This window comes from Companilactobacillus zhongbaensis (genome assembly GCF_003946515.1).
Classification (GTDB): domain Bacteria; phylum Bacillota; class Bacilli; order Lactobacillales; family Lactobacillaceae; genus Companilactobacillus; species Companilactobacillus zhongbaensis.
Map to the genome: position 1 here is coordinate 1 of NZ_RHOM01000032.1, position 25,383 is coordinate 25,383.

A 25,383-nucleotide genomic window follows, 5' to 3' on the forward strand; every position below is an offset into this window, starting at 1 on the left:
AGACAGCTAAAGGTTCTGATGGAGCTACATATTATCGTGTATCTACTGATGAATGGATCAAAGCTGGTAACGGTGTTAACTTTGAATAGTTAATTTTGATGTTACCTCTGATTTAAAGAGTCCTCTCGAGTTTCGAGGGGACTTTTTTTGTGCTTTATTTTTTGAGCTTTTCTGTTTGTGTAACGAAGCTTTGCTTCTTTATAGCAAACCTTGGTGTTTTTGTACCAAATTTCTGTTTCTTTGTACCAAACCTTGATATTTTTTGTACTAAACTTCTGTTTCTTTATACCAAACCTCGTTTTTTTGTACCAAACGTTGCCCGTTTTATAGTGGAAACGAGTTCCGGCGCACAGCGGCCTCCGGTTTAGAAACTGTTGGCAGGCACGGCTTCGCCGCACCTTGGGTGCCAACAGTCCCTAAATCCTCAGCAGCTAACCGTGCACCTCCACTCTCTTTTTTAAGCCAACTTTAAGTTTCCCAGTCCATACTATGAACTTGTAAGGCGATGGTCTTACTTTCCTCCTCATAATTTAAATTCTCAAATTCTCATTAAACTTAAATTAAAACGTCAGTGGGGTGATAGCTGCTGGCACAACAGGTTCATCAAGTGTTGCAGATGGTATCTTAAGTATTGCAAAAGAAGCTCTTTCAAAATTTGGTTTGGATAAGACTGACTTAGGTCAAAAGGTGATTTCTTCAATTTCAAAACTTGTAGATATTGCTAACAAGGCACAATCAGACATTGATGCAAACAAAGAGGAAGCTAAAGAAGATACTTCTAAAAAAGCTGTTGCCGCATTAAAGAAAATGGCAAGCGAAAAAATTGTTTATGATAACGATTCAACATTTAATTTAAATGGTTTCACTTTGAATTATGGTGAACCAATGGATTCATCAACATTAAATACATTTTTGAACGCTGCTAATATCGGTACTCATGATTTACGAGCAGATCTTATTGGAGATAAAAAAGTATTAAGATATCAAGTAGTTACAGGCGATAATTTATCAAGCCAAGATTTTTCAACATTGGTTAACAAATTCTCAACATTAGGTAATGGCATTACTCTTCCTATTACATTGAAGATCACAGATCCTTCAAACGACAATGCTAACTTGGGTAGTGTAACTTTCAACTTCGTTAATAATAAAGAAGTAGCTGTTCCATCAACAAGTTTGACTATTGATTTCGATTCTCCTATCCATGTTAATTCCGGTGATAGTGCAATCGACCCAACATTAGTTAAGAATGTTGATTTTACAGTTACAAACGAAAAAGGTGAAACTGTTAAACCAACACACGTTACACCTGGTGAATACTACACATCTAAAGATGCAGCATTGAAGAACGGTCAAAAAGCCAACGTTGGTCAATACTTTGCTGGTGATGGACTAACTTATTACCAACCAATCACTTTGGAATTTGATAAAGACGCCGTTAATGTTGCTTCAATTTTCAGCAACATGATTAAAGATGGTTCACAAGTAATCAAATTTAGTAATGGTGACGAAGCTCGTAGTCAAAACATCAATAGAGATGCAAATACAATCACTTACGTCCGTGAATTTCAAGTAGGTTCAGGCTTCGACAACAACACTGACAAACCTGACACAGACAACAATAACAACGAAGACAACAACAACGACGCTAACTTAGAAAACGGCGTATGGGTTGAAGACAACGCTACTGGTAAAGTTACAGTAGGTAACAGCGTTGCATCATTATATGATGACAACAACAACCTAACAAACCGTGCAGTTGCAGCTAATTCAGCATGGGCTACTGACAAGAGCCGTGTTAACTCAAAGACTGGTCTAAAACAATACCACGTTTCAACACACGAATGGGTTAATGCAGATGACGTTACTTTCTCAGGTGATGAAAATAACGGATCAAACGCTCTAGGTACAATCGCAAATCTTTCAGGTCACCACACAGTTGACTTAGACGGACCAAGCGGCTTCGTATACGCATTGTTCTCAAGCGATGGCAAACGATCAAACCGTGGTCTAGCAGGAAACACATCATGGTACACAGACAAATCAGCCACAGACGGCGAAGGCAACACATACTACCGTGTATCAACAGACGAATGGATCCGAGTAAGCAGCGGTGTAACATTCAAATAATAAATCATAAAAAAGAGAAAAAGTCCTCAATTGAGGGCTTTTTTTATGCTCCAAAAATAGAAAAAGGGATGTTAATTGGTATCGAAAATAAAATTCAAAAGTAAAATCAATCAGAAGTACTTAAGGTTTTGAATTTACCAATAATCAATTCAAAGTGAGATAGACAAGTAAAAAATAGGGAGCAACAAAAACACGGACTTATCCAAAATAACAGTGGAGCCGACCCACCCAAAGAGAAATTGATATCAAATCTAGGTGGAGGGGCGGGGCGCTATATGGGTTCAGCTGTGAAATTATTCTTAGCGATTTATCGCTTAGAATAAGACTCGTATTGGAGATGTCCGGGTGAACTTCCCGGATAGCTTCAATCGATGTCCACAGCGTTCCAATCCCATATAGCGCAACACAAACTACTACACATATCCCATGTTTTTACCAAAATTCCGTTACATTTCTTCAGTTTTTTTAAAATTATGGTTATTTATTTCAACAATACAGCAATATTTTGAAAACTTTTTTCAACGTAACCCTTACTATAACTTTTTTTCTAGCAGTATAATAAGCTTGTGACAACGTTTTCATAAAAATGTTGCATAACATTAAATTAGGGGGGATTTGATGAATAAACAACGTAGGCGGATCGTTGCGATAGTTACTGGTGTCATTGCCGTATTGCTGATCAGTTTTTTCAGCTTCATCGGTAAGGCTTCAGCCGCTTCAACAACAGATCCTGCTAATGTATCAACATCTGAAACGCAAGCTACAACGGACCAATCGGGTGATACCAGTTCGACAGCATCGACGAATAACCAGACTGACGTCAATGCTAACCAAACTGAGACGACCGATGATTCAGCAACTACTAGTCCAGATCCAAACGAAACTGAGATCGAAAACTCAGAGTTATCGACTAAAGCTGCTGAGGACGGTATGGTCTTGTTGCAAAATAAAAACCAAACATTGCCAATTTCGACTGACAAATCGGTAGCCTTGTTTGGTGCCGGTGCATACGGAACAGTTAAAGGTGGAACTGGTTCCGGTGATGTTAATCCTAGAAACGTCGTCAATATTTGGGACGGCTTGAAGGATGCCGGATACGATGTAACATCAGGGGATTATTTGAACAAAACAGCTGCTGACTATGATCAGAAAAAAGCTGCTTTTGATGCAAAATCTTCATTGTTGAATACTTTTATCTACAAAGATAAACAAGTGTCACAAGCCGATTTCGACGCTTCACCTGCTGACGTCGGTATATACGTTCTTTCCAGAAACGCTGGTGAAGGAACGGATAGAACTGACACGAAAGGCGATTACGAGATCACTGATGCTGAATTCAACAACATCAAAAATTTAGCTGCCGACTATGACCAAAGTATCTTGTTGCTCAATGTCGGTGGTCAGATCGATACGAAATTTATCGACCAAATTCCAGATCTTGACAGTGTCCTCTTAGTTTCTCAAGGTGGACAAAATGTCGGTATCGCCGTGGCTGATATTATCAGTGGTAAAGTCACACCTTCTGGTAAGTTAGCTCAAACATGGGCCAAAAACTATTCAGACTACCCAGCTTCAGCAACTTTCGCTGATAACGATGGTAACTCTGATCAAGAAAACTATACTGAAGGTATTTACGTTGGTTATCGTTACTTTGATTCATACAACGTAACTCCTAAGTATGAATTCGGCTATGGTCTTTCATACACGACTTTTGATACTAAGACTGATTCAGTTGCAGTCAATGGCAATAACTTAGTTACTAAAGTTACTGTTACGAACACTGGTGACAAGTATTCTGGACGTCAAGTCGTTCAAGAGTACTATTCAGCACCAAAGGGAACTGTCGACAAGGCTTTCCAAAACTTAGCTGCTTATGGAAAAACTGATGTCTTAGCACCTGGCGAAAGCCAAACTTTGACATTGTCGTTCCCACTTTACAACATGGCTAGTTACTATACAGCCACAAATAGCTATATTTTAGATCCTGGTCAATACATTGTTAGAGTCGGTAACAGTTCACGCGATACTCACGTCGCTGCCGTTTTGAACCTCAAGGATAAAGTCACAACTGAACAACTTTCTTCAGAAATGGCTCCAAAAGAAGATCCGACTGAACTTCGTGGTTCAACTGATACTTTCGTACCTGACAATCAAGCCGAAGAATTGGTCAACGCACCAATTATTCAATTGAACGCCAGCTCATTAGAAAATGTTTTAGGCAACAATGCTTCAACTTTTGACAGTAACGATGTAACAACAGTCGTAAATTCAAATTCTTCAGTAAACATTCCTAAGACTGATCTGAATAAAACTATCAAATCAGTTTCCGGTGTTTATGGTTCAACTTTGAAGGATGTTTATGATGGCAAGATCTCAATGGATCAATTCATTGTAACTTTGACACCAAAACAACTTTCATACATCGTCAACGGTAGTTTAGAACCTTCAAACGGCTCAAGTTCACCGATCGTTGGTAATTCATCACAAGATGTACCCGGTGCAGCTGGACAAACTACAGGCACATTGACAAAACGTGGCATCAACGTTTCTGTAAATGCTGATGGACCTGATGGACTTCGTTTAACACCTGTTTCAACTGTCAACGGTGAAAAGAAATATCAATACGCAACTGCATGGCCTATCGGAACACTTTTGGCACAGACTTTTGATCCAGAAATGATCAACCAAGTCGGTACTGCCGTAGGTAAAGAAATGAAGGAATTTGGCGTTGATACTTGGTTAGCACCAGGTATGAACATCCAAAGAGATCCACTAAATGGACGTAATTTTGAATATTATTCAGAAGATCCACTAGTAACCGGAGTAAGTGCAACAGCAATGACTAAAGGGGTACAATCAAATCCTGGCGTCGGCACAACTGTAAAACACTTCTTCGCTAACAACCAAGAAACAAAACGTGGCACAATGGACGACGAGATCGGCGAACAAGCCATGAGAGAGATCTATCTCAAAGGCTTCGAAACCGTAGTAAAAGACGCCCAACCACAATACATCATGTCGTCATACAACCAAGTAAACGGCCAATACAATGCAGCAAACTACGACTTATTGACCAACATCTTACGAGGCGAATGGGGCTTCAAGGGCACCGTTATGACTGACTGGTACAACCAAAAGAGTCTATCAGATCCACAAATCTTAATGCACGCTGGTAATGACTTGATCATGCCAGGAAGCACCCAAAACAAGCTTCAAAAAGCAATTTCTGAAGACAACCTAGCATTAGGCGACCTCCAGAAATCAGCCGAACGTGTATTAACAACGATCATGAATGCTAACACCTTTGCAAAGGACAATGGAGAAAAAGCACACACATTGACACCTAAAAAGGTTGCAACGATCATGACTGTCGATGGACAAAATTGGTAAGATAAACTGAAATAACAAAAGATCATCACGAAACGTGATGACAAGTAAAAGGCAAAACTCAAAATGGGTTTTGCCTTTTTTGCTTTTTTCTTCCATATTTCATAGATCTAACTATTTTGAATAAAGCTGAGATAGATCGGTAAAAAAGTCAGAAGGGCACAAAACACTAATTTGATAACAAAAACCGAGCTCATCCATGGTCATACTTTTGGCTTCGTCTTATAATAAATGTGATAGCAACAATTCGGGGGTTATATTTATGTTATTAAAAATTTGGTGGATCGTTAACTTTGTCTGGTTAGCTATAAATTTAGCTTTAGGTATATTCGTCGGTGTGCGTCAATACGATGCTGCTGGTGTCTTCCAAACTACAGAGTTAAAGCTAGCGACCTTAGCAGTTCTCGGAGCTTTTTTGATCTTCATAGGACTCTGTCAAGCACTGGCTTTATATTTCATTAGAAAGGCATCTCATTAACATACAGACACAAAAAGACTGGGCCATTATAGTCCAGTCTTATTTTTTACAAAAACCGTCAGTCAAGAAAGCTCGGTTATTCATAGCCGAGATGAATTGACGTCTTGGACGGTTTGTCTTTACGAACTGATGTTCTTGTTGCTATGATATATATATCCTAAAAGAAAGGAGTATATACATGGTTCTAAAAGGTATCAAGCTACGTATCTATCCCAATAGCTATCAACGTGAATTCATTGATTATAACTTTGGCGCTAATCGATTTGTTTGGAATAACATGCTCGACATGATAATCAAGAGATATGAGAATAATCCCAAGGTAAAATCTCTATGTTCGTATGATCTCGACAAAATCCTTACTACTTTCAAAAAGGAACATGGTTGGTTGAAGAAAGCTGAAAGTACTGGCTTGCAATCAACCAATAAAGACTTATGCAATGCTTATAAAGGCTTTTTTAGTAAGAAACGGAAGTTCCCAAGATTCAAGTCAAAAAAGTTCCCTAAGCAAAGTTATCAATGTAAATCGGTTAACAAGAACGTTGAGGTTCTAGATGGCACTCATATAAAATTGCCCAAATTGGGTATTATGAGATATAAAGGTCGGAAAAATGTTTCAAATACAATCAAGTTTGTAACACTCCGTAAGTCCTCTGCCAACAAATATTATGCAATTCTAACAGTGGAGGAAGAAATTCAAAAATTACCTAAAACTGATAACTGTGTTGGTCTAGATATGGGTGTTTCTGACTTAGTCATCTGTTCCAATGGTAATAAGTCCAAGACTATTCGTTTCGACAAGAAGTTAGCTAAGAAGAAGCTATATTGGGAGAAACGATTAGCAAGAAGACGAACACGTGCCTTAAAAGACATTCAACTAAAAAAGAAGCATGGATTAATTGATCCTAAACCATTGGAACAATACTCAAACTACATGAAGGCAAAAATAATGGTTGCCAAGTATAGTGAAAAAATAGCCAATCAAAGAAAAGACTACTTACATAAGATCTCTCATGAGTTAGTTACAGATAACGATGTGATCGTGATAGAAGATTTGAAAATCAAGAATCTTCTAAGCAATCACAAACTATCTCGTGCTATTGCTAATCAATCATGGAGAGCCCTAAGACTGATGCTTGAGTACAAATGCGAATGGTACGGAAAGAAACTTCTTGCCGTAGATCCGTTCAAGACTAGTCAGATATGTTCAAATTGTAGATATGATGACGGCAAGCATACTCTAGATGTTAGAGAATGGACTTGTCCTAAATGTCATTCAGAACATGATAGTGATATCAATGCAAGTAAAAACATACTAAATCATGGCTTGGAACAAGCCTTAGTAAATTAGTTCTGACCTCTACTGGATAGTTGAAATACTATTCGGCAAGTTTGGGACGTTCCTAGAAACTCGTTACTTTAGTGACGAGTAGTTCATTCTATTTGGTTTGTTTGTTCCTGATCATCGGACTCGGTCACGTAATTAGTCGGATAGCCAAACTGGTCAGCAATCGTGTAAATAGCATCATTATAATTGCCATCAAAAAGTGTGTAAGTCTGATCAGATTTTTTATCCTTCAGTTTAGTTTTACTAATGATCTGGAAGGTGAGACTAGGATCTTGTTCCTTGTAAAAATTTTTCTTAGCATCGACATTTTTAATATCAGTCTTGATTTCTAACTTACTATCTTTGATCGATAGCTGCGGATCCTTTAGAGTGGATATTTTTGACGGACGACCGTTTTTTGAAACGTTGTACAAAGTGATACTTTTATCGTCATCGTCACTGTCGGGGTCAGCCATGAAGCTTAAAAAATGCGTTTGCTTTTTGTTGCTGATGAAGATCTTGTTCTGGAAGTAGTCAGTGTCGAGGTTGACGACTTTAGGAGCAGGCACCTTAGTTTTTCCCGTCAACAAGTTATAATCGTCGAGTTCATAACTCCGATACCAAGTGAGATCATCCTTGGCTAAGTTTCGAGTATCGTCGAAGTTAAGCTCGGACTTGCGACTAGGATTATGGTAGAGTCCTAATTTTTTAGTGTCGTTTTTGATCTTGAAGTCCATCTTGAAATAATGCCACCTAGGCTTGTCGTTCTTACCTCGGATCAAGTAGGTGTTTTGATCCAGTTGTTGATATTGGATATTGTGGAATTTATTTTTATTAACGATGAATTTATCGTTTTGTAGCTCTAAAGCTTGAAAATTTTGCTTCCCACCGTGACCATAATATCCTTTATAGGCAAAGGGAACACCAGCTTTGAAGTTTTTCTCAACTGTTTTCTTATCTTCTAATCCCAGCTCTTGCTTAACTTGAGCACATCCAGCAAGTGCCATGATCAAAAGTATCGCCAGAAACAATTTCAACCAGATCGATTTTTTCAAAGGCATTCCCTCCCCAAGTTCATAATTTATAATTTTATCTTAAAATATCAATTCTATGCTTGTAAACTTAAATTTAATTTTAATTAAATTGGAAATTTCATTGCACAAATACAAAATATTTTATATGCTATGAAATAGATAAATATATTCAAATATGGGGGCATAGGGATGAAAAAAGTTAAAATAGCTGGACTAGCAGCTGCAGTTCTGTTAGCCATCACACCAGCCACGGGGACCACATACGCTGCAGAGACTGGGACACAAGACTCAGGATTTGATGTAACAAAACTTACGGACGCCTTTAATCAATTCACAGGCTTTTTTAAAGATGCTTTTTCTAAGATCCAGGGAGTCTTTGATAAAGACGCCAAAGATGACGAGCCTACAACTCAAGAAGGCATCGCTACTCAACAAGTTAATAAGCTTGGTAATGTTGTTTATACTGATAACGATACTGCCGGTAAATTGCATGCGAATTTGAATACACTCGTTCAATGGCAAGGACCATTGGAATCGAATCAATTTGCACGAACGTTATTTAATGGATATGGTGAGCTTCCAGCACTAAATATTATCAATGAAGATACATACAATATCATTAAGGCTGGGGAGAAGTATGATTATACTTTTAGTTACCCATATAGTACTGATAATGACGTTAATGATGCCTTTGATAATTTCTTAAATGGCAAAGGTGCTCAAGTTAAAGTTACAATCAATTCTATAGATGAGGCTACTAAAAAAGTTGTTAATACGAAAGAACTAGTATTTATTAATAACACAGATACAGCAACTTCAACCGACAATTTGAATATTAAATTCAATACTCCAATCAAGGTTGCAGTTGGTAGTGATACATTGCCAATCAAAGAATCAGAGAGTGGTAAAGCAAATACTACTATCGATAACACTAAAGGTATGGTTGTGACACCAAAGGAAGTTGATCCACAAGGCTTTTATGAAACAAAAACTGATGCCGCTAAAAGAACAAATCCATTAGACCTTGGTAGCAAGTTTACTGAGAAAGGTAAAACATATTATCAACCAGTTGAAATTACATTTGATACAAATAAAGTTAATTTGACGAAGATTGCAGACAATGCAAATACTAACGAATCTGCTGTATTTAATTTGAATGGTCAAAGAGTTCTTACAGACCAAATTAAACCTGATACTGATGGTATTAATAGTGTTACTTACGTTCGTGAAATCGTAGTAGGCGACAAGGATGCTACAACACCAGACACTGACAATCCTGACACAGATAAGCCAGATACAGACAAACCTGATACTAATAAACCAGACACAGACAAGCCAGATCCAGAAGAAGAAGTTGGTGTTTGGAAAGAAACTAACCAAGATGGTATTATCACAACCAACAACCAAATTGCTAACTTGTACAACGATGACAATGTTTTAACAACTCGTTCATTGGCTGACAATACTCAATGGATTACTGACAAGTCACGTGTTAATAGTGCCACTGGTCAAAAACAATATCGTGTATCTACTCATGAATGGGTAAATGCTAGCGATGTTAGTTACCAAGACAAAGTTGATAAATTCTTTACTAGCGTCACACAATATCCAGAATTCCACACAGTTAACTTAGCCGGACCTTCAGGCTTCGTATACGCCTTGTACAACCAAGACGGAATCCGTTCACTTCGTGGCTTAGCCGGCAGAACATCATGGGCTACTGACCAACGTGCTACTGATGCTGACGGTAATATTTACTACCGTGTATCAACAGACGAGTGGGTCCAACAAGGTGTTGGCGTTGACGTCAACTAAAATTGAACATTAAAAAAGCAGACTTTTCGTAGTCTGCTTTTTTGCTGCCTAAAAAGGTTTTATGCAGTTTTTTGCTTAATCTTCCGAGTGATCGAAAGACGAGAACTGTCAACTGGTGCCCAGTTTGAAGGTTTTAAACGCCGACCGTGCTTGAGTTCGTTTTGCTCAGTTTCGGTCATTTTGTAGGTGATAACTTTGCCAGTTTTCTCATAGGTCGCCAACGTTTTGACGGTCCTAGAAATGTCCGTGACAAAGAATGTCAGTAGCAGTGAAAATTGTAGTGCGATTGGTAATGTATTTTTCAATTAGAAACTCCTCTTGTTAATACTTTAATTTTAGCATGGGCGACGATTTAATGTGTGGAGGGGATGTGCTGATTGTGTGAATATAGTATGAACATCATGAGTGGAAGTTATCGGTCAGATGTGATGTAGACTGTTTTTTTGGACAATTTGTGACATTATTTACAATTCGGTAACATTTGCACAATAATATTTTTAAAAATGTCCTAAAAGTCGCTGATTCAGCCAACATTTTGGAAAGTTAATGTATAATGGTGTCAACAGAGTATTAAAAGGGTGGTATAAAAATGCTTGAAAATGTAAATGGTATCGTTAAAGTCAACCAAGACGAACGATATGTCGTTTTCTTATTCGACACTTATGAAGCAAACCGCAAGATGTTACAAGATAAATTTGTTAAGGGTCAGTCTTCTTGGTATACCGATGCTAAGGGTACTGGCGAAGATGGTAAGGTGTTCTATAGTATTGCTCAAGATAGCGAGTGGATAGAAGCCGAGTATGTAGATTTTATTTCAACTGAGGATTAGTGTTTTTGATCTGCTTGAGCTTTTTTTTGCTTGAGTGGGTCTATTTTTTTTGAGTTTTTTGTTTGTTGTGGTTGTAGGTTGGGTGGTGGTTCACTGCCGGTTCGATGCGAATTCCCTCCATCCCCATCGAACCTAGGTTGTTTCAATCAAAATTTTTTGGTGGGGTTACGGTACTTAGCTTTACAGTGGTTGACTGTTTTGTTTGTTTTTTGGTACCTATCTTTGTTGGTGTCCTAGGATTTTAGTTGGCTTTGTCTATCTTTTTGATTTTTATTTAGGATATCATCGGCCTTTATTTTTTGCGTTCTTTCTTTGGGTTTTGTCCTTGCTTTTGATCTTACTATTATGGAGAAGATTGAGATAGACCAGCAAAAGGTAGGACACGCAAGTAGTGCCGACTTGATCAAAATAGATCGGTCATCACCCCCAAAAAGGGGAGATTGTTTACTACCCTAGACGGAGGGGCCCGGGGATACAGACCTCAGCACCTAAATTATTGTTAGCGATTTATCGCTTACAATAAGACTCGTATTTGAGATCGGCGAAGTGGTCTTCTTCGATGAGCTCAAATCGATGTCAGGTGCGTTCCAGCGTCTGTATCCCCGGGCCCCGGAGTCGGCAGTGAACCTCCCACTAAACTACTACCTCCATCCAAAAACCAACAAAGTATCAAAACACCAGCCAAGCAAAACGCTTCTCGTCCGCCAAAAACTCTCTCACCTCTAGCTGACCATCACCAAACAAAACGCTTCTTGTCTGCTAAAAACTCTCTCACCTCTAGTTCTTCTTTTCAATTCTTTCCTATAATCTTTCTAAATATTAAGTTTTTTTATACTTTCTCAAGATATATTAACGTTTCGTTACATTCCATTGATGTTAGGATTTTCACACAGTATTATGAATTTAAGAATAAAAATTGGGGGAAACGTTTATGAATAAAAAATGGGTAGTTTCTACAGCCTTTGCTAGTTTCCTTGCGGCTGTGGGTATCTCTTCGACTACTTCCCACGTAAGAGCTGCTGTCTCTGCTAATGATAAAGATGAAAATGATGCTGATGCTGATCAAACTGTAGTTGATTCTAGTGTGGCAGTTAAGGATCCTACTGTTGCTTCTGTTATGGATGCTCAAGGTGCTCCTGTTACTGAATCTGTTCCTGAAGAATCAGATGAGGGTGCTAGTTCTGATGCTTCTGCTGAATCAACTGATCCTGCTACTTCAGCTTCTGTTCAAGCTTCTTCTGAAGCTCCAGTCGCTGAAGATGCTCAAGGTGAAAGTACACAGGCTCAAGATGCACAGGATGACGATTACTACAATGGTTTTGAATCGGCTAGTTCTGATTCTGAAACTGCTGTTAATGGTACTAGTTCTGTTGATGCTAGTCGTTCGGTTGCTTCTGCTGAGGCTCCATCTACACAGGGCGCTGCTGATGGTGTAGATGATGGTTCTCAGGCTGCTCAAGCCTCTGATTCAGCTGCTCAGTCTGATTCATCATCTGCTTCTGCTAGTTCTGATACTTCAGATCAAACTATTAAGACTGCTCCTGGTTTTTCTAGTGAGGTCCAAGCTGCTATTTCGGCTTCACCTGAGACTAATTCACAAGTATTGCCAACTAATGACGGTACTGTTTTGGAACGTTCTGCTACTTCCGACGGTGCTGTTACTCAAGCTGCTACTAATTCTCAACAAGATGAATTTTTAGCTATGGCCGGTCCGATGGCTCAAAAAGCTGCCAGTGAATATGGCTTGTATGCTTCCGTTATGTTGGCTCAATCGATCCTTGAAAGTGGTTGGGGTCAATCTGATCTGGCTGTTGATGCTAATAACTTGTTTGGTATCAAGGGTGACTATAATGGTGCCTATGTTTCGATGCCTACTTCTGAATGGAGTGCTGATCAAGGTTGGTATAAAATCTATGCTAACTTTAGAAAGTATCCTAGTTTTTACGAGTCATTCCTCGATAACGCTGATAAGTTGCGCAATGGATTGACTGGTAATTCTAGTTTTTACAGTGGTACTTGGGTCGAGAATACTACTTCGTATAAAGACTCGACTGCTTGGCTTCAAGGTCGCTACGCTACTGCTCCTAACTATGCTAGTGCTTTGAACAATATTATTGAAAGCTACAGTTTGACTCAATACGATACTGATTCTGAATCAAATCCTAATTTGAGTGATAATAACAATTCTTCTGGCAATAATTCTGGTTCAACAACTGATACTGATAGTGCGGTCAATGGTACACAGACTGAACTTGATGATGTCGCTGTTGTTACTAATTTGAACAATGCCCAAATTTATACTGATGCTTATATGAGTCAACCTGCTGCCCGGGCTTTAGGTTACGGTACAGCTTGGAAGTTGGCTTCTAAAGTCGTCGATGACTCCGGTAATGTTTTTTATCAAGTTTCGACACATGAATTTGTTTTAGCTACTGATGTCCAATTGCGTTCTGAAGGTGGTACTGAAACTGAGCCTCCTGTTTCGATTGATGATACTTTGATTGTGACTGGTGATACCGGTGCCGTTGTTTATGGTGCTGCTAATACTAAGTCTGGTACTAGCAAGATCTTGCCTTACTCTTCTGAATGGAGGACTACGGCTTACGTGAAAGATAACGATGGAAATACGTTCTTCTTAGTTGGTGCTAATGCTTATGTATTGGCTTCTGACGTTGTGCAAAAATCTAAGATCTCGGAAAGTAATGAATATTTGAACGATATTACGGTGGATTACCCTGATATTTTGCGGATCATTACTGCTCCTAGTGCTAAGCTTTATGACACTAAGCACAACTTGCTTTCACCTAGTTTAGCTAATGGTACTGACTGGAGAACTGACAAGAAGTCAACTCATTCAGACGGTTCTATTTGGTACCGTGTATCTAACGACCAATGGGTCAGTGCGACTGATGTCCAAGTCCTTGGATCAAACTACGTCAAGACAGTCAAGGGGACTGTTAAGATCAACTATATCCCTGGATATGGTGTGAACGTTTATAACAGTCCGGCTGCTAATAACAAGTTCACAGGAACTCGTTTAGCTGACGGTACTACTTGGAAAGTTACTTCAAAACAAATCGTAGATGGCCAAACTTGGTACGAAGTAACAGCTGGTTGGGTCAATGGCAAATACTGCCTCTTTACTCCTGTAAAATAATAGTTTTTTTGAGCCGGGTCCATTTTTATGGATCCGGTTTTTTCGTTTCAAAAAAATTATTTATATACGGAGGATAGCATCATTGTTTCTAAAGAGACAAATCTAAATCAGTTCAAACAACGCGTCATTGATCTGGAATTTTTGTTGAAGGATACAAATGTTAAAAAGCTCCATATTTATGAAAATTTTGAAATTGATAACGAGACCATCGCAATTTTTGCGATCGAGAATAATCCCTTTGGGAAGTCGATCGTCTACCACAGCAATTTAGGCGTTTTCTTCGTTGACCAGACGACGAAACAGCTGATCAATAAGTACAAAGACCACCATAACTGGCATGGCTTCATGATCTCAAGGACGTTTTCGAGGATCTTTAAGCTCAGCGGTCATCTGCCGATAGTCGATGGGGTCAACATTTATTTGCCATTATCCGGTAGCAAAAGCCGTTGTCCCGACTGGGTCGGATTACATCAGCTCAGCAGTTATCAGGAAAAAGACGGTCAAGCTGAATTTATCACTAAGGATGGGGAAGTATTCCGGATGGCATTTTCTGGTCATAATCTTCGCGCTATTATTCATAAAGCTTGCTTCATTAGCGAGTGTCACGTTGAGTTGTATCGAAAAAACATCAACTCATTTGCCACAATTGTTTTAAAAGCCGATCGAATCGGGATATCTCAGTCGTTCAGAGATTGCAGGTGTCGACTTCACCTACACCTGCAACGAATCGATAAATTATCTTGGGATTTTTGGATCGAGTATTTCTCATTGACCTTGAGGGCCATAACTGATGAAATCGAACCCGATCAGGATCGGGCGGTCAAATTAAAATTTAGTCAATTTAATAAAAAACGTCGCATTTGAATCAAAAAAGCTCACAGGTGTGGGCTTTTTTATTAGGCTTATATTGCAGAAAATTATTGTAGCGATGTTTCAGCAGATGCCTGCCGATTATTATTACAGCCATTTCTTAGGTATATTATCCCTACCACAAGCGCTTGTGAGTAACTTTAAGGAGACTCGCAATGGATTTACAACTAGGATTCAAAAAGGCTTTAGAAGAGGAAAAATTGATCCATGAAGCTTTGAAAAGGGTGCATATTTACCCGATTTGTAACAACTATCAAGATTACGTACAAGAGGCCATGATCATTTTTGCCCAGGCTTATGTCGATTACGTCGAACAAGGACAAGATTTGGAAAAGTTCAACGTCTACATTTTTCAAAAATTGACTTGGCGCTTGACTGATTTGTTGCGCCGGGAAGAAAGATTTTTTAACGTTCATTCTTTGGAAGTGTTTGATTTTGAACGGGTGAAGGAAGAAGTTTCCGAATTATTTCTCGATGACTTGGATCTGAGCAGATTGAATGAGTTTGAGAAGCAGCTGTTTTTTGACTTATTCGTCGATGAATTGCCAATAAAATTTTTGGCGAAGAAGTACCGTTGTACCACCCGTAATCTGCGGTATCATAGGGATTCTATCCGTAAGAAAATGGTTAAATTGCTTTCATAATTAATAAAATTTAAGACTTAGAGTTTACTTTAAGGTTACGAATGTGTAACTTTTATATATGGTACAGACCGATTTGATAAAATTTGTTTATTAAATAATTTTGGGGGATCAATATGTTTTCAAAAAAGAGGATTATCGTTAGTGCGGTTGCATCAATCGCATTTGCGGGGGTAGGAGCTTTTTCGACTCAATTTGGAACTACGGCGATTCAAGAAGTTCAAGCTAGTACTTGGGTGAATCAATATATTACGAACAATAATATCAAACCTGTCGGTATCGAAAACCGCGAAGGTACATTCAATCGTTGGTCTGGATATCGTAATGGTGTTGGACGCCCAGAAGGTGTGATGATCCATGAGACTGCTACACCTAACGCTACTGCAGAGGCTGAGGTGAGCTATTTCAATCGCAACTGGCCAGTATTACAAACATACGTCCATGCGTTTGTTGATGCGAATAAGATCATTAACATCAAGAATACTGATTTTTTAGTATGGGGTGCAGGTCCAAATGCTAATCAACGTTATATCCAAGTTGAATTGTGCAACGTGAACACTCCGGATCAATTTGCCCGTTCAATTTCGAATGATGCTTTTTACACGGCATCGAAGTTGATCCAATATGGTTTACCATTTGTTCCAGACAAGACAGTGGTAACTCACAGACAAGCTACGAACTGGTGGCACGATACGACTCACGTTGATCCTGATGGTTATTTAGCTAAGTGGGGTTACGATATGGGCCAATTCAATGAGTTGGTCGGTAAGTACTATAGTAATTTGAAGTCTTCTGGATCGGTCGATGGAGCCACAGCTCCACAACCAGAGTTGCCATCTGATGGCTCTGTGGTTAAGCGTGAAGGTAAGGTTACAGTTACTAACCCACATAGTTTTGCGGTTCCTTTGGTGGCCTTTCGTGAGGATGGGTCAACTACCGATTCTAACCGTGGATTGGCTAAGGAGTCGGGATGGTATACTGACCAGCAGCGTTCGTTTGATGGTCATGTTTATTATCGTGTTTCTACGAATGAGTGGGTGCAAGATTCCTATTCATCGTTTGTTGCTTGGTAGTTTTTTGCTGTTGAATTTCTTCTCCTCCCTAGAGGTTTTTCTGACAGTTTATGATTTTACATATATATGTTTTGCAATTAGCTGGTGCCGTTTGGCGCCGGCTTTTTTGTTGTGTGGGGGGTGAACTGGAGGTGTGAGAGTTTTTGGCAGACGAGAAGCGTTTTGTTTGTGGTGGCGTTTGTGATTTTAGGTGTGTTTGGTGTTGAGTTGGTAGTTTGGTTGGTGGTTCACTGCCGACTCCGGGGCCCGGGGATACAGACGCTGGAACGCACCTGACGCGATTTTGAGCTACCCGAGGAGATCGCTCGGGCATCTCAAAACTCGGTCTTATTCTAAGCGATAAATCGCTAAGAATAATTTAGGTGCTGAGGTCTATATCCCCGGGCCCCTCCGTCTAGGGTAGTGCAACAATCCCTTTTTTTGATTAGGACCGAGTTTTTTTGATCAAGTTGTCACTTTTTGCGCGTCCTAGTTTTTGTGGTCTATCTCAGTTTCTACCTTTACTTGTAAGATTAAAAGCTAGTTCAAGACCCAGATCCATATCCAGACCCAGAGCCAGACCCAGATTCAAAGCCAGGGCCAGACCCAGAGCCAGACCCAGACCTTACCTAAAATCTATTCTTGATTGGTTTTTGTTTTTCTTGCTCTCAGCTTGGCTTCGCCTTGCTGATCCGCCTGGTTGGATTTTGTTATGGTGGTTTTTTCTGTTTTTTAAAATTTATTTTTTCATGATGGATATTATATGTTGAGGGGGATTTTTGGTTTCTTGGTTTCTTAAAGTTGGCTTAAATTTAAATTTGGAAGCGTTATATTTCATTTTTTTGTCATATTTGATTTGTTTTGGATTTGTTTTTGGGAATTTATTTAATCGTTGTTATGATTGGCTTTTTTATTTATTGTTAGGTTTCTAACGTGTGTTTTGGGTATTAAAATATCGTTTTAATACTTAAAAATTACCTTATGATTACATTTTTATTACTAGCAACATTATTGGGTGAAAAGTTGTTAAGATTGACTGGTTAAGAAAATTAACTGTGGGAAGGGTATTATATATGTTTTCAAATAAAAAATTTATTGCTAGTTTAGCTATTGCTGCTTCTTTGACTGGTGCTGGATTTGTTGCTACTAATCAAGTGGCTCCACAAATTTTTGCTGCTCAAGAGGTTGGGGCTGAACCTGTTAACGATTATATTGCTAATCAAGGTATTCAACCTGTTTCTATTCAATTCCGTGAAGGTACTTTTGATCAATGGATCCCTTACGAAAATGGTGTTGGTAAGCCTGAGGGTATTGTTATTCATGAGACTGCTACTCCTGGCGCTACTGCTGAGAATGAAGTTTCTTACTTTAACAATAACTGGCCAACTATCCAAACTTACGTGCACGCCTTTGTAGATGCTACTTCTATTATTAACATCCACAGTGCTGATTACGGTGTTTGGGGTGCTGGTCCTACTGCTAATGCTAAGTATATTCAAGTTGAGCTTTGTGAAGTTAATACTGGTGACGAGTTTGCTCGTTCTGTTGCTAACGATGCTTACTATGCTGCCTTTAGATTGCACCAATACGGTTTGCCTGTAGAATACGGTAAGACTATCGTTTCTCATGACCAAACTTCTAGAATGTATGGTGAAACTAACCATACTGATCCTACTGGTTACTTTGCTAAGTGGGGCTATAGTATGGAAGAGTTTGTTGCCTTGGTTCAAAAGTATTACAACCAAATGGACAGCTCAAATACTAATAGTGGATCAACTAACAACAATGGTTCTACTGGTACTGGTACTAACAACGGTGGTGTTTCTTCAAACGCTTCTGAAGGTACTGTTAAGGTCAACAATTCAGGAAGTTTCGCTGTTCCACTAGTTGCTTTCAGCAATAATGGTTCAATGTCTAAGTCAAACCGTGGTTTGGCTAACAATTCTGACTGGTATACTGACCAATCCAAAGACTACAACGGTCACAAGTATTACCGTGTATCTACTAACGAATGGGTAATGGACACATACGCTCAATTTACTGCTAAATAAGCAGTGATGATGTTTGAAAAAAATGCCATTACACAGCAATAAAATATATTATTAATTGAATATAAATATAATTATTTTAATTAAAAAAGTCAGCTTAACGGCTGGCTTTTTTGCATTTGTAAGTTTTGCTGTTTCTGGTACATTCATAATAATACGTTGTATAATAATTGAGATTCAAGAAGATAATTTTGTAAAATTTGAAATAATTAGGTCGAGATCGAAACGCTCTTACCAACATGAAGCTTGGCATTGGGGATGCTTTAGGCTTTTTGCGAGTGGATCTGCGGCAATATCTCAAATGAGGGAATACATATGTCATTTTTAATTTATGTTTTATTTGTGGCTGTGCTTGAGGTTGCTTTGGCTTTGAATGTGAGGGTGTTGTTCAGTCGTCATCCATTGCCGACACTAATAGCTGTCATTATTTTTATCGTGGGGATGGTCCCACCAATTGTTAAATTGCAACGACTACCGCATTTGTCGCCACTTTTTACTATTTTTCTATCGTTTATTTTTTGCGTGGACTTGCTGTTCTTGGTGATCATGCTGGTCTATTACTTTAGGGTGTATAAATCAGCAAAGCTGAAATTAGTCACTAAGGCTGACTATATCGTCGTTTTGGGATCGAAGTTCATGAGTAAACGGATCCCACCGATCATGTTGAGCCGTTTGGAAAAGACGGTGCAAGTTTATCGTCAATTAGATCGGAAGCCGTTGATCATTGTTAGTGGTGGTAAGAGTGCCGTTTCTCATATTGAAGAGTCGGGGATCATGCGTCGTTATTTGTTAGACCACGGCATTCCTGATTCAGCAATTATTGTGGAGAATAAGTCGGAGAATACTGCCCAAAATTTGGAGTACTCTTCGATTACTATCAAACACCACTGGAAGGCTAGTTCACTACCACATATCGTCGTTGTGACTAGCGAATTTCATATTCCCAGGGTTCAACAATATGCTTCTCGGATCGGACTGGCTGCAAATTATGTGCCTTCGATCACGATCCCGGTTTTTAAATGGCCAGCAATGTTCCGTGAGTTCACGGCAATAATCTGGTATTATAGATACACTATCGAAACTATAATGTTAATGATGATTGTTTTATTGATATGTACTTTCGTTCGTTAAGGAGTTTTGTTGATGAGTGTCTATGATAAGTTTGTTGCTAACAAAAGACTGAGAAGGGCGACGATTCTAATCTTGGTCTGCTTGATCTTCTATTTATTTAGAAGCATGTTGAGCTTATTTTTACTAACGTTTATTTTTACTTTTTTATCTGTCCAATTAGTGCGGGCCGTGCAAAAACACATTAATATCAAGCCGATTTTAATTTTGGCGCCACTGTATATCTTGATCGTTGCAGTGGTCGTTTGGGCGGTTGCTAACTATATTCCGCAATTAGTTCACCAGTCGAGTAAAATCATCGACTCCTTGACAAAGTTTTATGAGAGCAAAGAGCTCCGTGATAGTAAATATATGTCGATCCTTTACGACTATTTACAAAAAATCAATATCGATAATCAGATCAAGACCGCAACAACACAGTTAGTTAACTATATTACTAGTGTCGGGGCAATTGGTCTTAATATTTTTATGTCATTTATTTTGAGTTTTTTCTATACTTCACAGATCGAAGATATGAACAAGTTCGGTCGTCAGTTTTTAACTTCTAACTATGGTTGGTTGTTTGAAGATATTCGTTACTACGGTCAAAAGTTTATTAATACTTTTGGTGTTGTTATTGAAGCACAATTGATGATTGCCGTGGTTAATACTGTTTTGACGACGATTACTTTGATTGTGATGAAGATGCCTGGCGTGATTGCTTTGGCTGCTATGGTGTTTATTCTTTCCTTGATTCCGGTCGCTGGGGTTATTATTTCTCTGATTCCTTTGAGTTTTGTGGCTTATTCGGTTGATGGGTTTAAGTATGTTGTTTACATTATTGTGATGGTGATCGTGATTCATATGATCGAGACTTATTTCCTTAATCCTCAGTTTATGTCTACTATGACTCATTTGCCTATTTTCTTTACTTTTGTGGTTTTGATTGTTTCTGAGGAGCTGCTTGGGGCTTGGGGATTGATTATTGGTATTCCTATTTTTGTTTTCTTTCTTGATATTTTGGGTGTGCATTCTATTGGTGGTGCTAAGAAGGGGAAGAAGATACGTTTGAAACGTGATGTTTAGTTGGAGGTTCCGGATTGTTTATCCGGAGCCTTTTTACTTGAGGTGAGAGAGTTTTTGGCAGACGAGAAGCGTTTTTCTTGGTTGGTGTTTTGATGCTTTGATGGTTTTGGATGGAGGTGGTAGTTTGGTGGGCGGTTCACTTGCCGACTCCGGGGACCGGGGATACAGACGCTGGAACGCACCTGACGCGATTTTGAGCTACCCGAGGAGATCGCTCGGGCATCTCAAAACTCGGTCTTATTCTAAGCGATAAATCGCTAAGAATAATTTAGGTGCTGAGGTCTGTATCCCCGGGCCCCTCCGTCTAGGGTAGTGCAACAATCCCCCTTTTTTTGATGGGGACCGATTTATTTTGTGCAAGTTGGCACTGTTTGCGCGTCCTAATTTTTGCGGTCTATCTCAGTTTCTACCTTTGCTTGTAAGATTAAGTTCAAGTTCAAGACCTCTTTAGGAGCTTTCTTAAAACCACGGTTTAAACTTTTTTCAAAAGATCATTTAAAATCCAATTCAAACCCCAATTCAAACCCCAGTTCAAAACCTTTTTTCTGGCTCGCGTGCTTGTTCCTCGCACTCTCGCAATTGTGGGGCGGGGGATTTGTGCTTATTTTGGGTATTAAAAAAGTCAGCCGTTTTATTTTTCGGCTGATTTTTTGTTTGTTCTTTTTATTATTTAGCTGTGAATGTTGCATAGGTGTCTTCTACCCATTCGTTGGTTGATACTCGGTAGTAGGTGTGGCCGTTGTAGCTTCTTGATTGGTCTGTGTACCAGTCGGTGTCGTTGGCTAGACCTCGGTTGGAGCTGAAGGCGTTGCCGCTTTGGTTGAAGCCTTTTAGTGGGACCATGAAGCTGGCTGAGTTGTTTACTCTTACTGTGCCTTCTTCTTTGTTGGCTGTTACTCCGCCGTTGTTGGCGTTGTTGTTGCTATTTCCGCTGTTGATGTCGATTGGGCCCATTTGGTCGTAGTATTTTTGGACTTGGGCTACGAATTCTTCCATGCTGTAGCCCCAGTTGGCGAAGTAGCCGGATGGGTCTGAGTGGTCGGTTTCGCCGTACATGTGTGATACTTGGTCGTGTGAGACTACTGTGGTGCCGTATTCTACTGGTAGGCCGTATTGGTGTAGTCTGTAGGCTACGTAGTAGGCGTCGTTGGCTATTGAGTGGGCGAAGGCGTCTGTTGTATGTTCTTCACATAGTTCTACTTGGATGTATTTGGCGTTGGCTGTTGGGCCTGCTCCCCATACTCCGTAGTCGGCGCTGTGGATGTTGATTATTTGTGAGTGGTCTACGAAGGCGTGGACGTAGGTTTGGATGGTTTCCCAGTTGTTGTTGAAGTAGGATACTTCGTTTTCTGCGGTCGCGTATGGATCGGCTGTTTCGTGGACTACTACTCCTTCTGGTTTTCCGACGCCGTTTTCATATCCAAACCAGTCGGTGAAGGTTCCTTCTCTAAATTCGATGGTGACTGGTTGGATGCCGTTGTTGGCGATGTAATCATTGATCGATTCGGCTTTTACTTCTTGTGCTTGGATCGTTGGGACTGCTTCGGTCGTTGCGACGAAACTTACCCCTGTTAAGGCAACGGCTGTGGCTAGTCCGGCTAGAAATTTTTTCTTTGAAAACATTTGTAATCCCCCTTTTAGTACCCATGCGTACTTTCTCGACTAGCTTAACAACTCTGTGTGAAATTTTCCACTTGTGTTCATTAATCATAAGATAAATTTTAAATACTCAAATATGTTTAGTTTTCGTCAAATATGATCATGTAAAAAGCTTTTTTCTTTAAAAAATTTTTTAATGTGCTGGCTTTCGTTTTCTAGGTACTAGTTTAATCAGTTACTCTTTATTATAATGAGTAGTATATAACGTTTTTTAGATGGGAGTCTTGGTTATGTCTTTTTTTGATAGAAATAAGAAGAATGATGCTAATGATAATTTTTCCAACTTTGATGACAACGATTCACAACTAAATAACCAATTTAGTAGTGTTCCACCATTTCCTCAGCAGGCGGTAACTAGTGCTACTTCAGCACCGATCCAACCTGATCCACAAATGGATCAACCAGAACCTGTGCAAAATCCGGGGAATGATTTTGCACAAGGGGACTTTAATAACAGCGGTTCTGTCCAGCCTGATGGTCCGGAGTTGAACGGTTATTATTACGAGGAACAAGTTGTGCCTGAGAAGGATAACAACGATTGGGAAAATACTGAAGCTGATCTTCAGGGGATCATTGAGCAAGAAAACGATGTTAAAAAGCAGCTTCGTCATCAGTTGCTTTCAGCTCGTAGTTACTACAATTATGTGCTTCGTAGTTTAGGCGATGACCAAGCTAACGCTCGTAAGGAGACTTCTGATCAAGTTGAGAAGATTAATACTTCTCTGAAAAAATGGTTTGGTTCTGATGAGATGGCTAATGAGATCTTTTTGGACCCTAACCGTAACTACTTTATTTTCAGCGACCATTTGAATACTGATCCTAGTGACAGCGAACGTCAGATGTGGCGTAAGTTGACACAGACGTTTGATGATCACGGCTTTTTAGCTAATACGATTACGGTTTCTTACGATGATCTGGCAAATGCTACATGGGCAGATTACCAGAATTCTGACTTGGTCAACCCTAATTCTTACTTATTGAATATGTACAACGACTTGCAAGGGCGCAACCAAAATGTTTCGGTCGCACCTGCTGAGATCCCTTATGAAGATGATTATCGGATCGAACACGTTGATGATAAGAATATTGATAAAGTTTACGACGGTGAGCATTTGATCATGGAAGTTGCTCGTAATAATCGTGGTCAATTGAAGGTCATCCGTCATTACAACGACCGCAAGTTGTTGAGCCGTGATATTTTTGATGTCAACGGAGTTAACTCAGCTACACAATTTTACGATCCACAAAATCCTAACCGTGTGATCCGCGAAAACTTTTATCGTCAAGACGGCACTTTAGTGTTGATCAAGAGTTATACCGATGATGAACCTTTCATTCAATTGTTCTCAGCCGGCAACGTTTTGATCAGTACTTTTGAAAGCGATGAAGAATTGATCTTCTGGTGGTTAAAAAATCAAGCTCTTCGTAATATGCAAGCTACTATTTTCGTTTCGATCGATTCGCATTTTTACAAGAAGCTTTTGCAGTTGAGAAATAATGGTATCGAAATTATTCCGATCGTTATGACCCAAGATCAAAATGCTGGGATCGTGACAGATCTGCTTAATGGTTCAGATAAGGTTACCGCTGTTTTCGCTGGTAACGACAATGTGAACGGTTACTTAAATTCTAATGCCAAAGTCAAAATGGATATTTCGACCTTAGAAGATGTCGAAACACCTATTTATAAACATTAAAGTGGACTAGTTCCACTTTTTTTTGTACTCTAAATCGTGTAGAATGTACTGTGTTAAAGAAATGAAAAGAGGAAATGAAATGGCAAAATTAGTTTTCATTCGTCACGGACAAAGTGAATGGAATTTATCTAATCAATTTACTGGCTGGGTTGACGTTGACCTTAGTGAAGAAGGCGTTAAGCAAGCACAAAATGCTGGTAAGCTTCTTAAAGAATCAGGCATCTTGTTTGACCAAGCTTACACATCAGTATTGACTCGTGCCATCAAGACATTGCACTATGCTCTTGAAGGATGCGACCAACTTTGGATTCCTGAAACAAAGACTTGGAGATTGAACGAACGTCACTACGGTGCACTTCAAGGCTTGAACAAGAAAGAAACTGCTGAAAAATATGGTGATGAACAAGTTCATATCTGGAGACGTTCATACGACACATTGCCACCATTATTGAAAGCTACAGACGAAGGTTCAGCTGCTAACGATCGTCGTTACGCAAACTTGGACCCAAGAATTGTTCCAGGTGGAGAAAACCTTAAGGTTACTTTGGAACGTGTTATTCCTTTCTGGGAAGACGAAATTGCTCCTAAGTTGTTAGATGGCAAGAACGTTATCATCGCTGCTCACGGTAACTCACTACGTGCCCTAACAAAATACATCGAAAACATTTCAGACGAAGACATCATGGACGTTGAAATGGCAACTGGTGAACCAGTTGTTTATGACTTGGATGACAAGTTGAACGTTACACATAAAGAAAAGTTAAACTAATTTAAATTAGTAAACGGTATTTGGAGATTGCACATTTTGTGCAGTCTTTTTTTTTTGGTGTTGAGTAAAGCAGAGTAGTGTTGAGTAAAGCAGAGTAATGTTGAGTAAGACAGAGTAGTGTTGAGTAAAGCAGAGTAATGTTGAGTAAAGCAGGGTAATGTTGAGTAAAGCAGAGTAATGTTGAGTAAAGCAGAGTAATGTTGAGTAAAGCAGAGTAATGTTGAGTAAAGCAGAGTAATGTTGAGTAAAGCAGAGTAATGTTGAGTAAAGCAGAGTAATGTTGAGTAAAGCAGAGTAATG

General features: G+C 39.3%; 18 protein-coding genes. 15 read left to right on the plus strand and 3 right to left on the minus strand.

The window, feature by feature from the left end:
• The first annotated feature begins 576 nt into the window (after positions 1-576).
• From EKM69_RS10345 to EKM69_RS10360, 4 genes are all read left to right on the plus strand, one after another.
• Positions 577-2,130, plus strand: a complete 1,554-nt coding sequence (locus EKM69_RS10345) for a hypothetical protein (RefSeq protein WP_125710779.1) — start codon at positions 577-579, stop codon at positions 2,128-2,130.
• Between the two features lie 618 nt (positions 2,131-2,748).
• A complete protein-coding gene (locus tag EKM69_RS10350; RefSeq protein ID WP_125710781.1) occupies positions 2,749-5,520 on the plus strand; it encodes a glycoside hydrolase family 3 protein in 2,772 nt (923 codons plus the stop codon).
• Between the two features lie 259 nt (positions 5,521-5,779).
• Positions 5,780-5,995 (plus strand): DUF3923 family protein, encoded by a 216-nt coding sequence (locus EKM69_RS10355; RefSeq protein ID WP_125710784.1) that lies wholly within the window; start codon positions 5,780-5,782, stop codon positions 5,993-5,995.
• A 178-nt stretch (positions 5,996-6,173) separates the two neighbouring features.
• Positions 6,174-7,343 carry an RNA-guided endonuclease TnpB family protein gene (locus tag EKM69_RS10360; protein WP_125710786.1) on the plus strand — a complete coding sequence of 390 codons (1,170 nt, stop codon included), beginning with the start codon at positions 6,174-6,176 and terminating at the stop codon, positions 7,341-7,343.
• 83 nt (positions 7,344-7,426) lie between these two features.
• On the opposite strand, the gene EKM69_RS10365 is transcribed toward EKM69_RS10360, so the two are convergent.
• A complete protein-coding gene (locus EKM69_RS10365; RefSeq protein ID WP_125710788.1) occupies positions 7,427-8,374 on the minus strand; it encodes a hypothetical protein in 948 nt (315 codons plus the stop codon).
• A 168-nt stretch (positions 8,375-8,542) separates the two neighbouring features.
• On the opposite strand from EKM69_RS10365, the gene EKM69_RS10370 reads away from it, so the two are divergent.
• Positions 8,543-10,168, plus strand: coding sequence for a hypothetical protein (locus EKM69_RS10370; protein ID WP_125710791.1), 1,626 nt, complete (start codon positions 8,543-8,545; stop codon positions 10,166-10,168).
• A 59-nt stretch (positions 10,169-10,227) separates the two neighbouring features.
• Here EKM69_RS10370 and EKM69_RS10375 read toward each other — a convergent pair whose 3' ends face one another.
• Positions 10,228-10,473 (minus strand): hypothetical protein, encoded by a 246-nt coding sequence (locus EKM69_RS10375; RefSeq protein WP_125710793.1) that lies wholly within the window; start codon positions 10,471-10,473, stop codon positions 10,228-10,230.
• A 284-nt stretch (positions 10,474-10,757) separates the two neighbouring features.
• Here EKM69_RS10375 and EKM69_RS10380 point away from each other — a divergent pair, with 284 nt between their 5' ends.
• The 8 genes from EKM69_RS10380 to EKM69_RS10415 all read left to right on the plus strand — a co-directional run bounded on the left by EKM69_RS10380 (position 10,758) and on the right by EKM69_RS10415 (position 20,958).
• Positions 10,758-10,997, plus strand: coding sequence for a hypothetical protein (locus tag EKM69_RS10380; RefSeq protein ID WP_125710795.1), 240 nt, complete (start codon positions 10,758-10,760; stop codon positions 10,995-10,997).
• 931 nt (positions 10,998-11,928) lie between these two features.
• On the plus strand, positions 11,929-14,154 hold the full coding sequence (locus EKM69_RS10385) for a glucosaminidase domain-containing protein (RefSeq protein ID WP_125710797.1): 2,226 nt from the start codon (positions 11,929-11,931) through the stop codon (positions 14,152-14,154).
• A 144-nt stretch (positions 14,155-14,298) separates the two neighbouring features.
• A complete protein-coding gene (locus EKM69_RS10390; protein ID WP_125710799.1) occupies positions 14,299-15,018 on the plus strand; it encodes a hypothetical protein in 720 nt (239 codons plus the stop codon).
• 161 nt (positions 15,019-15,179) lie between these two features.
• Positions 15,180-15,668, plus strand: a complete 489-nt coding sequence (locus EKM69_RS10395) for a sigma-70 RNA polymerase sigma factor region 4 domain-containing protein (protein WP_125710801.1) — start codon at positions 15,180-15,182, stop codon at positions 15,666-15,668.
• Between the two features lie 113 nt (positions 15,669-15,781).
• The gene (locus EKM69_RS10400) at positions 15,782-16,738 is read left to right on the plus strand and encodes a peptidoglycan recognition protein family protein (RefSeq protein ID WP_125710804.1); all 957 of its coding nucleotides are present in this window, start codon (positions 15,782-15,784) and stop codon (positions 16,736-16,738) included.
• A gap of 1,052 nt (positions 16,739-17,790) precedes the next feature.
• Entirely contained in the window at positions 17,791-18,768 is a 978-nt protein-coding gene (locus EKM69_RS10405; protein ID WP_125710805.1) for a peptidoglycan recognition protein family protein, read from the plus strand.
• 312 nt (positions 18,769-19,080) lie between these two features.
• Positions 19,081-19,896 carry a YdcF family protein gene (locus EKM69_RS10410; protein ID WP_125710806.1) on the plus strand — a complete coding sequence of 272 codons (816 nt, stop codon included), beginning with the start codon at positions 19,081-19,083 and terminating at the stop codon, positions 19,894-19,896.
• A 12-nt stretch (positions 19,897-19,908) separates the two neighbouring features.
• On the plus strand, positions 19,909-20,958 hold the full coding sequence (locus EKM69_RS10415) for an AI-2E family transporter (protein WP_125710807.1): 1,050 nt from the start codon (positions 19,909-19,911) through the stop codon (positions 20,956-20,958).
• Positions 20,959-21,624: 666 nt separating this feature from the next.
• Here EKM69_RS10415 and EKM69_RS10420 read toward each other — a convergent pair.
• Entirely contained in the window at positions 21,625-22,581 is a 957-nt protein-coding gene (locus EKM69_RS10420) for a peptidoglycan recognition protein family protein (RefSeq protein WP_125710808.1), read from the minus strand.
• Positions 22,582-22,847: 266 nt separating this feature from the next.
• Here EKM69_RS10420 and EKM69_RS10425 point away from each other — a divergent pair, with 266 nt between their 5' ends.
• Complete coding sequence (locus tag EKM69_RS10425; protein ID WP_125710810.1) at positions 22,848-24,314, plus strand: hypothetical protein; 1,467 nt, start codon at positions 22,848-22,850, stop codon at positions 24,312-24,314.
• 79 nt (positions 24,315-24,393) lie between these two features.
• Positions 24,394-25,083, plus strand: coding sequence for a 2,3-diphosphoglycerate-dependent phosphoglycerate mutase (locus tag EKM69_RS10430; RefSeq protein ID WP_125710812.1), 690 nt, complete (start codon positions 24,394-24,396; stop codon positions 25,081-25,083).
• Positions 25,084-25,383: the final 300 nt, after the last annotated feature.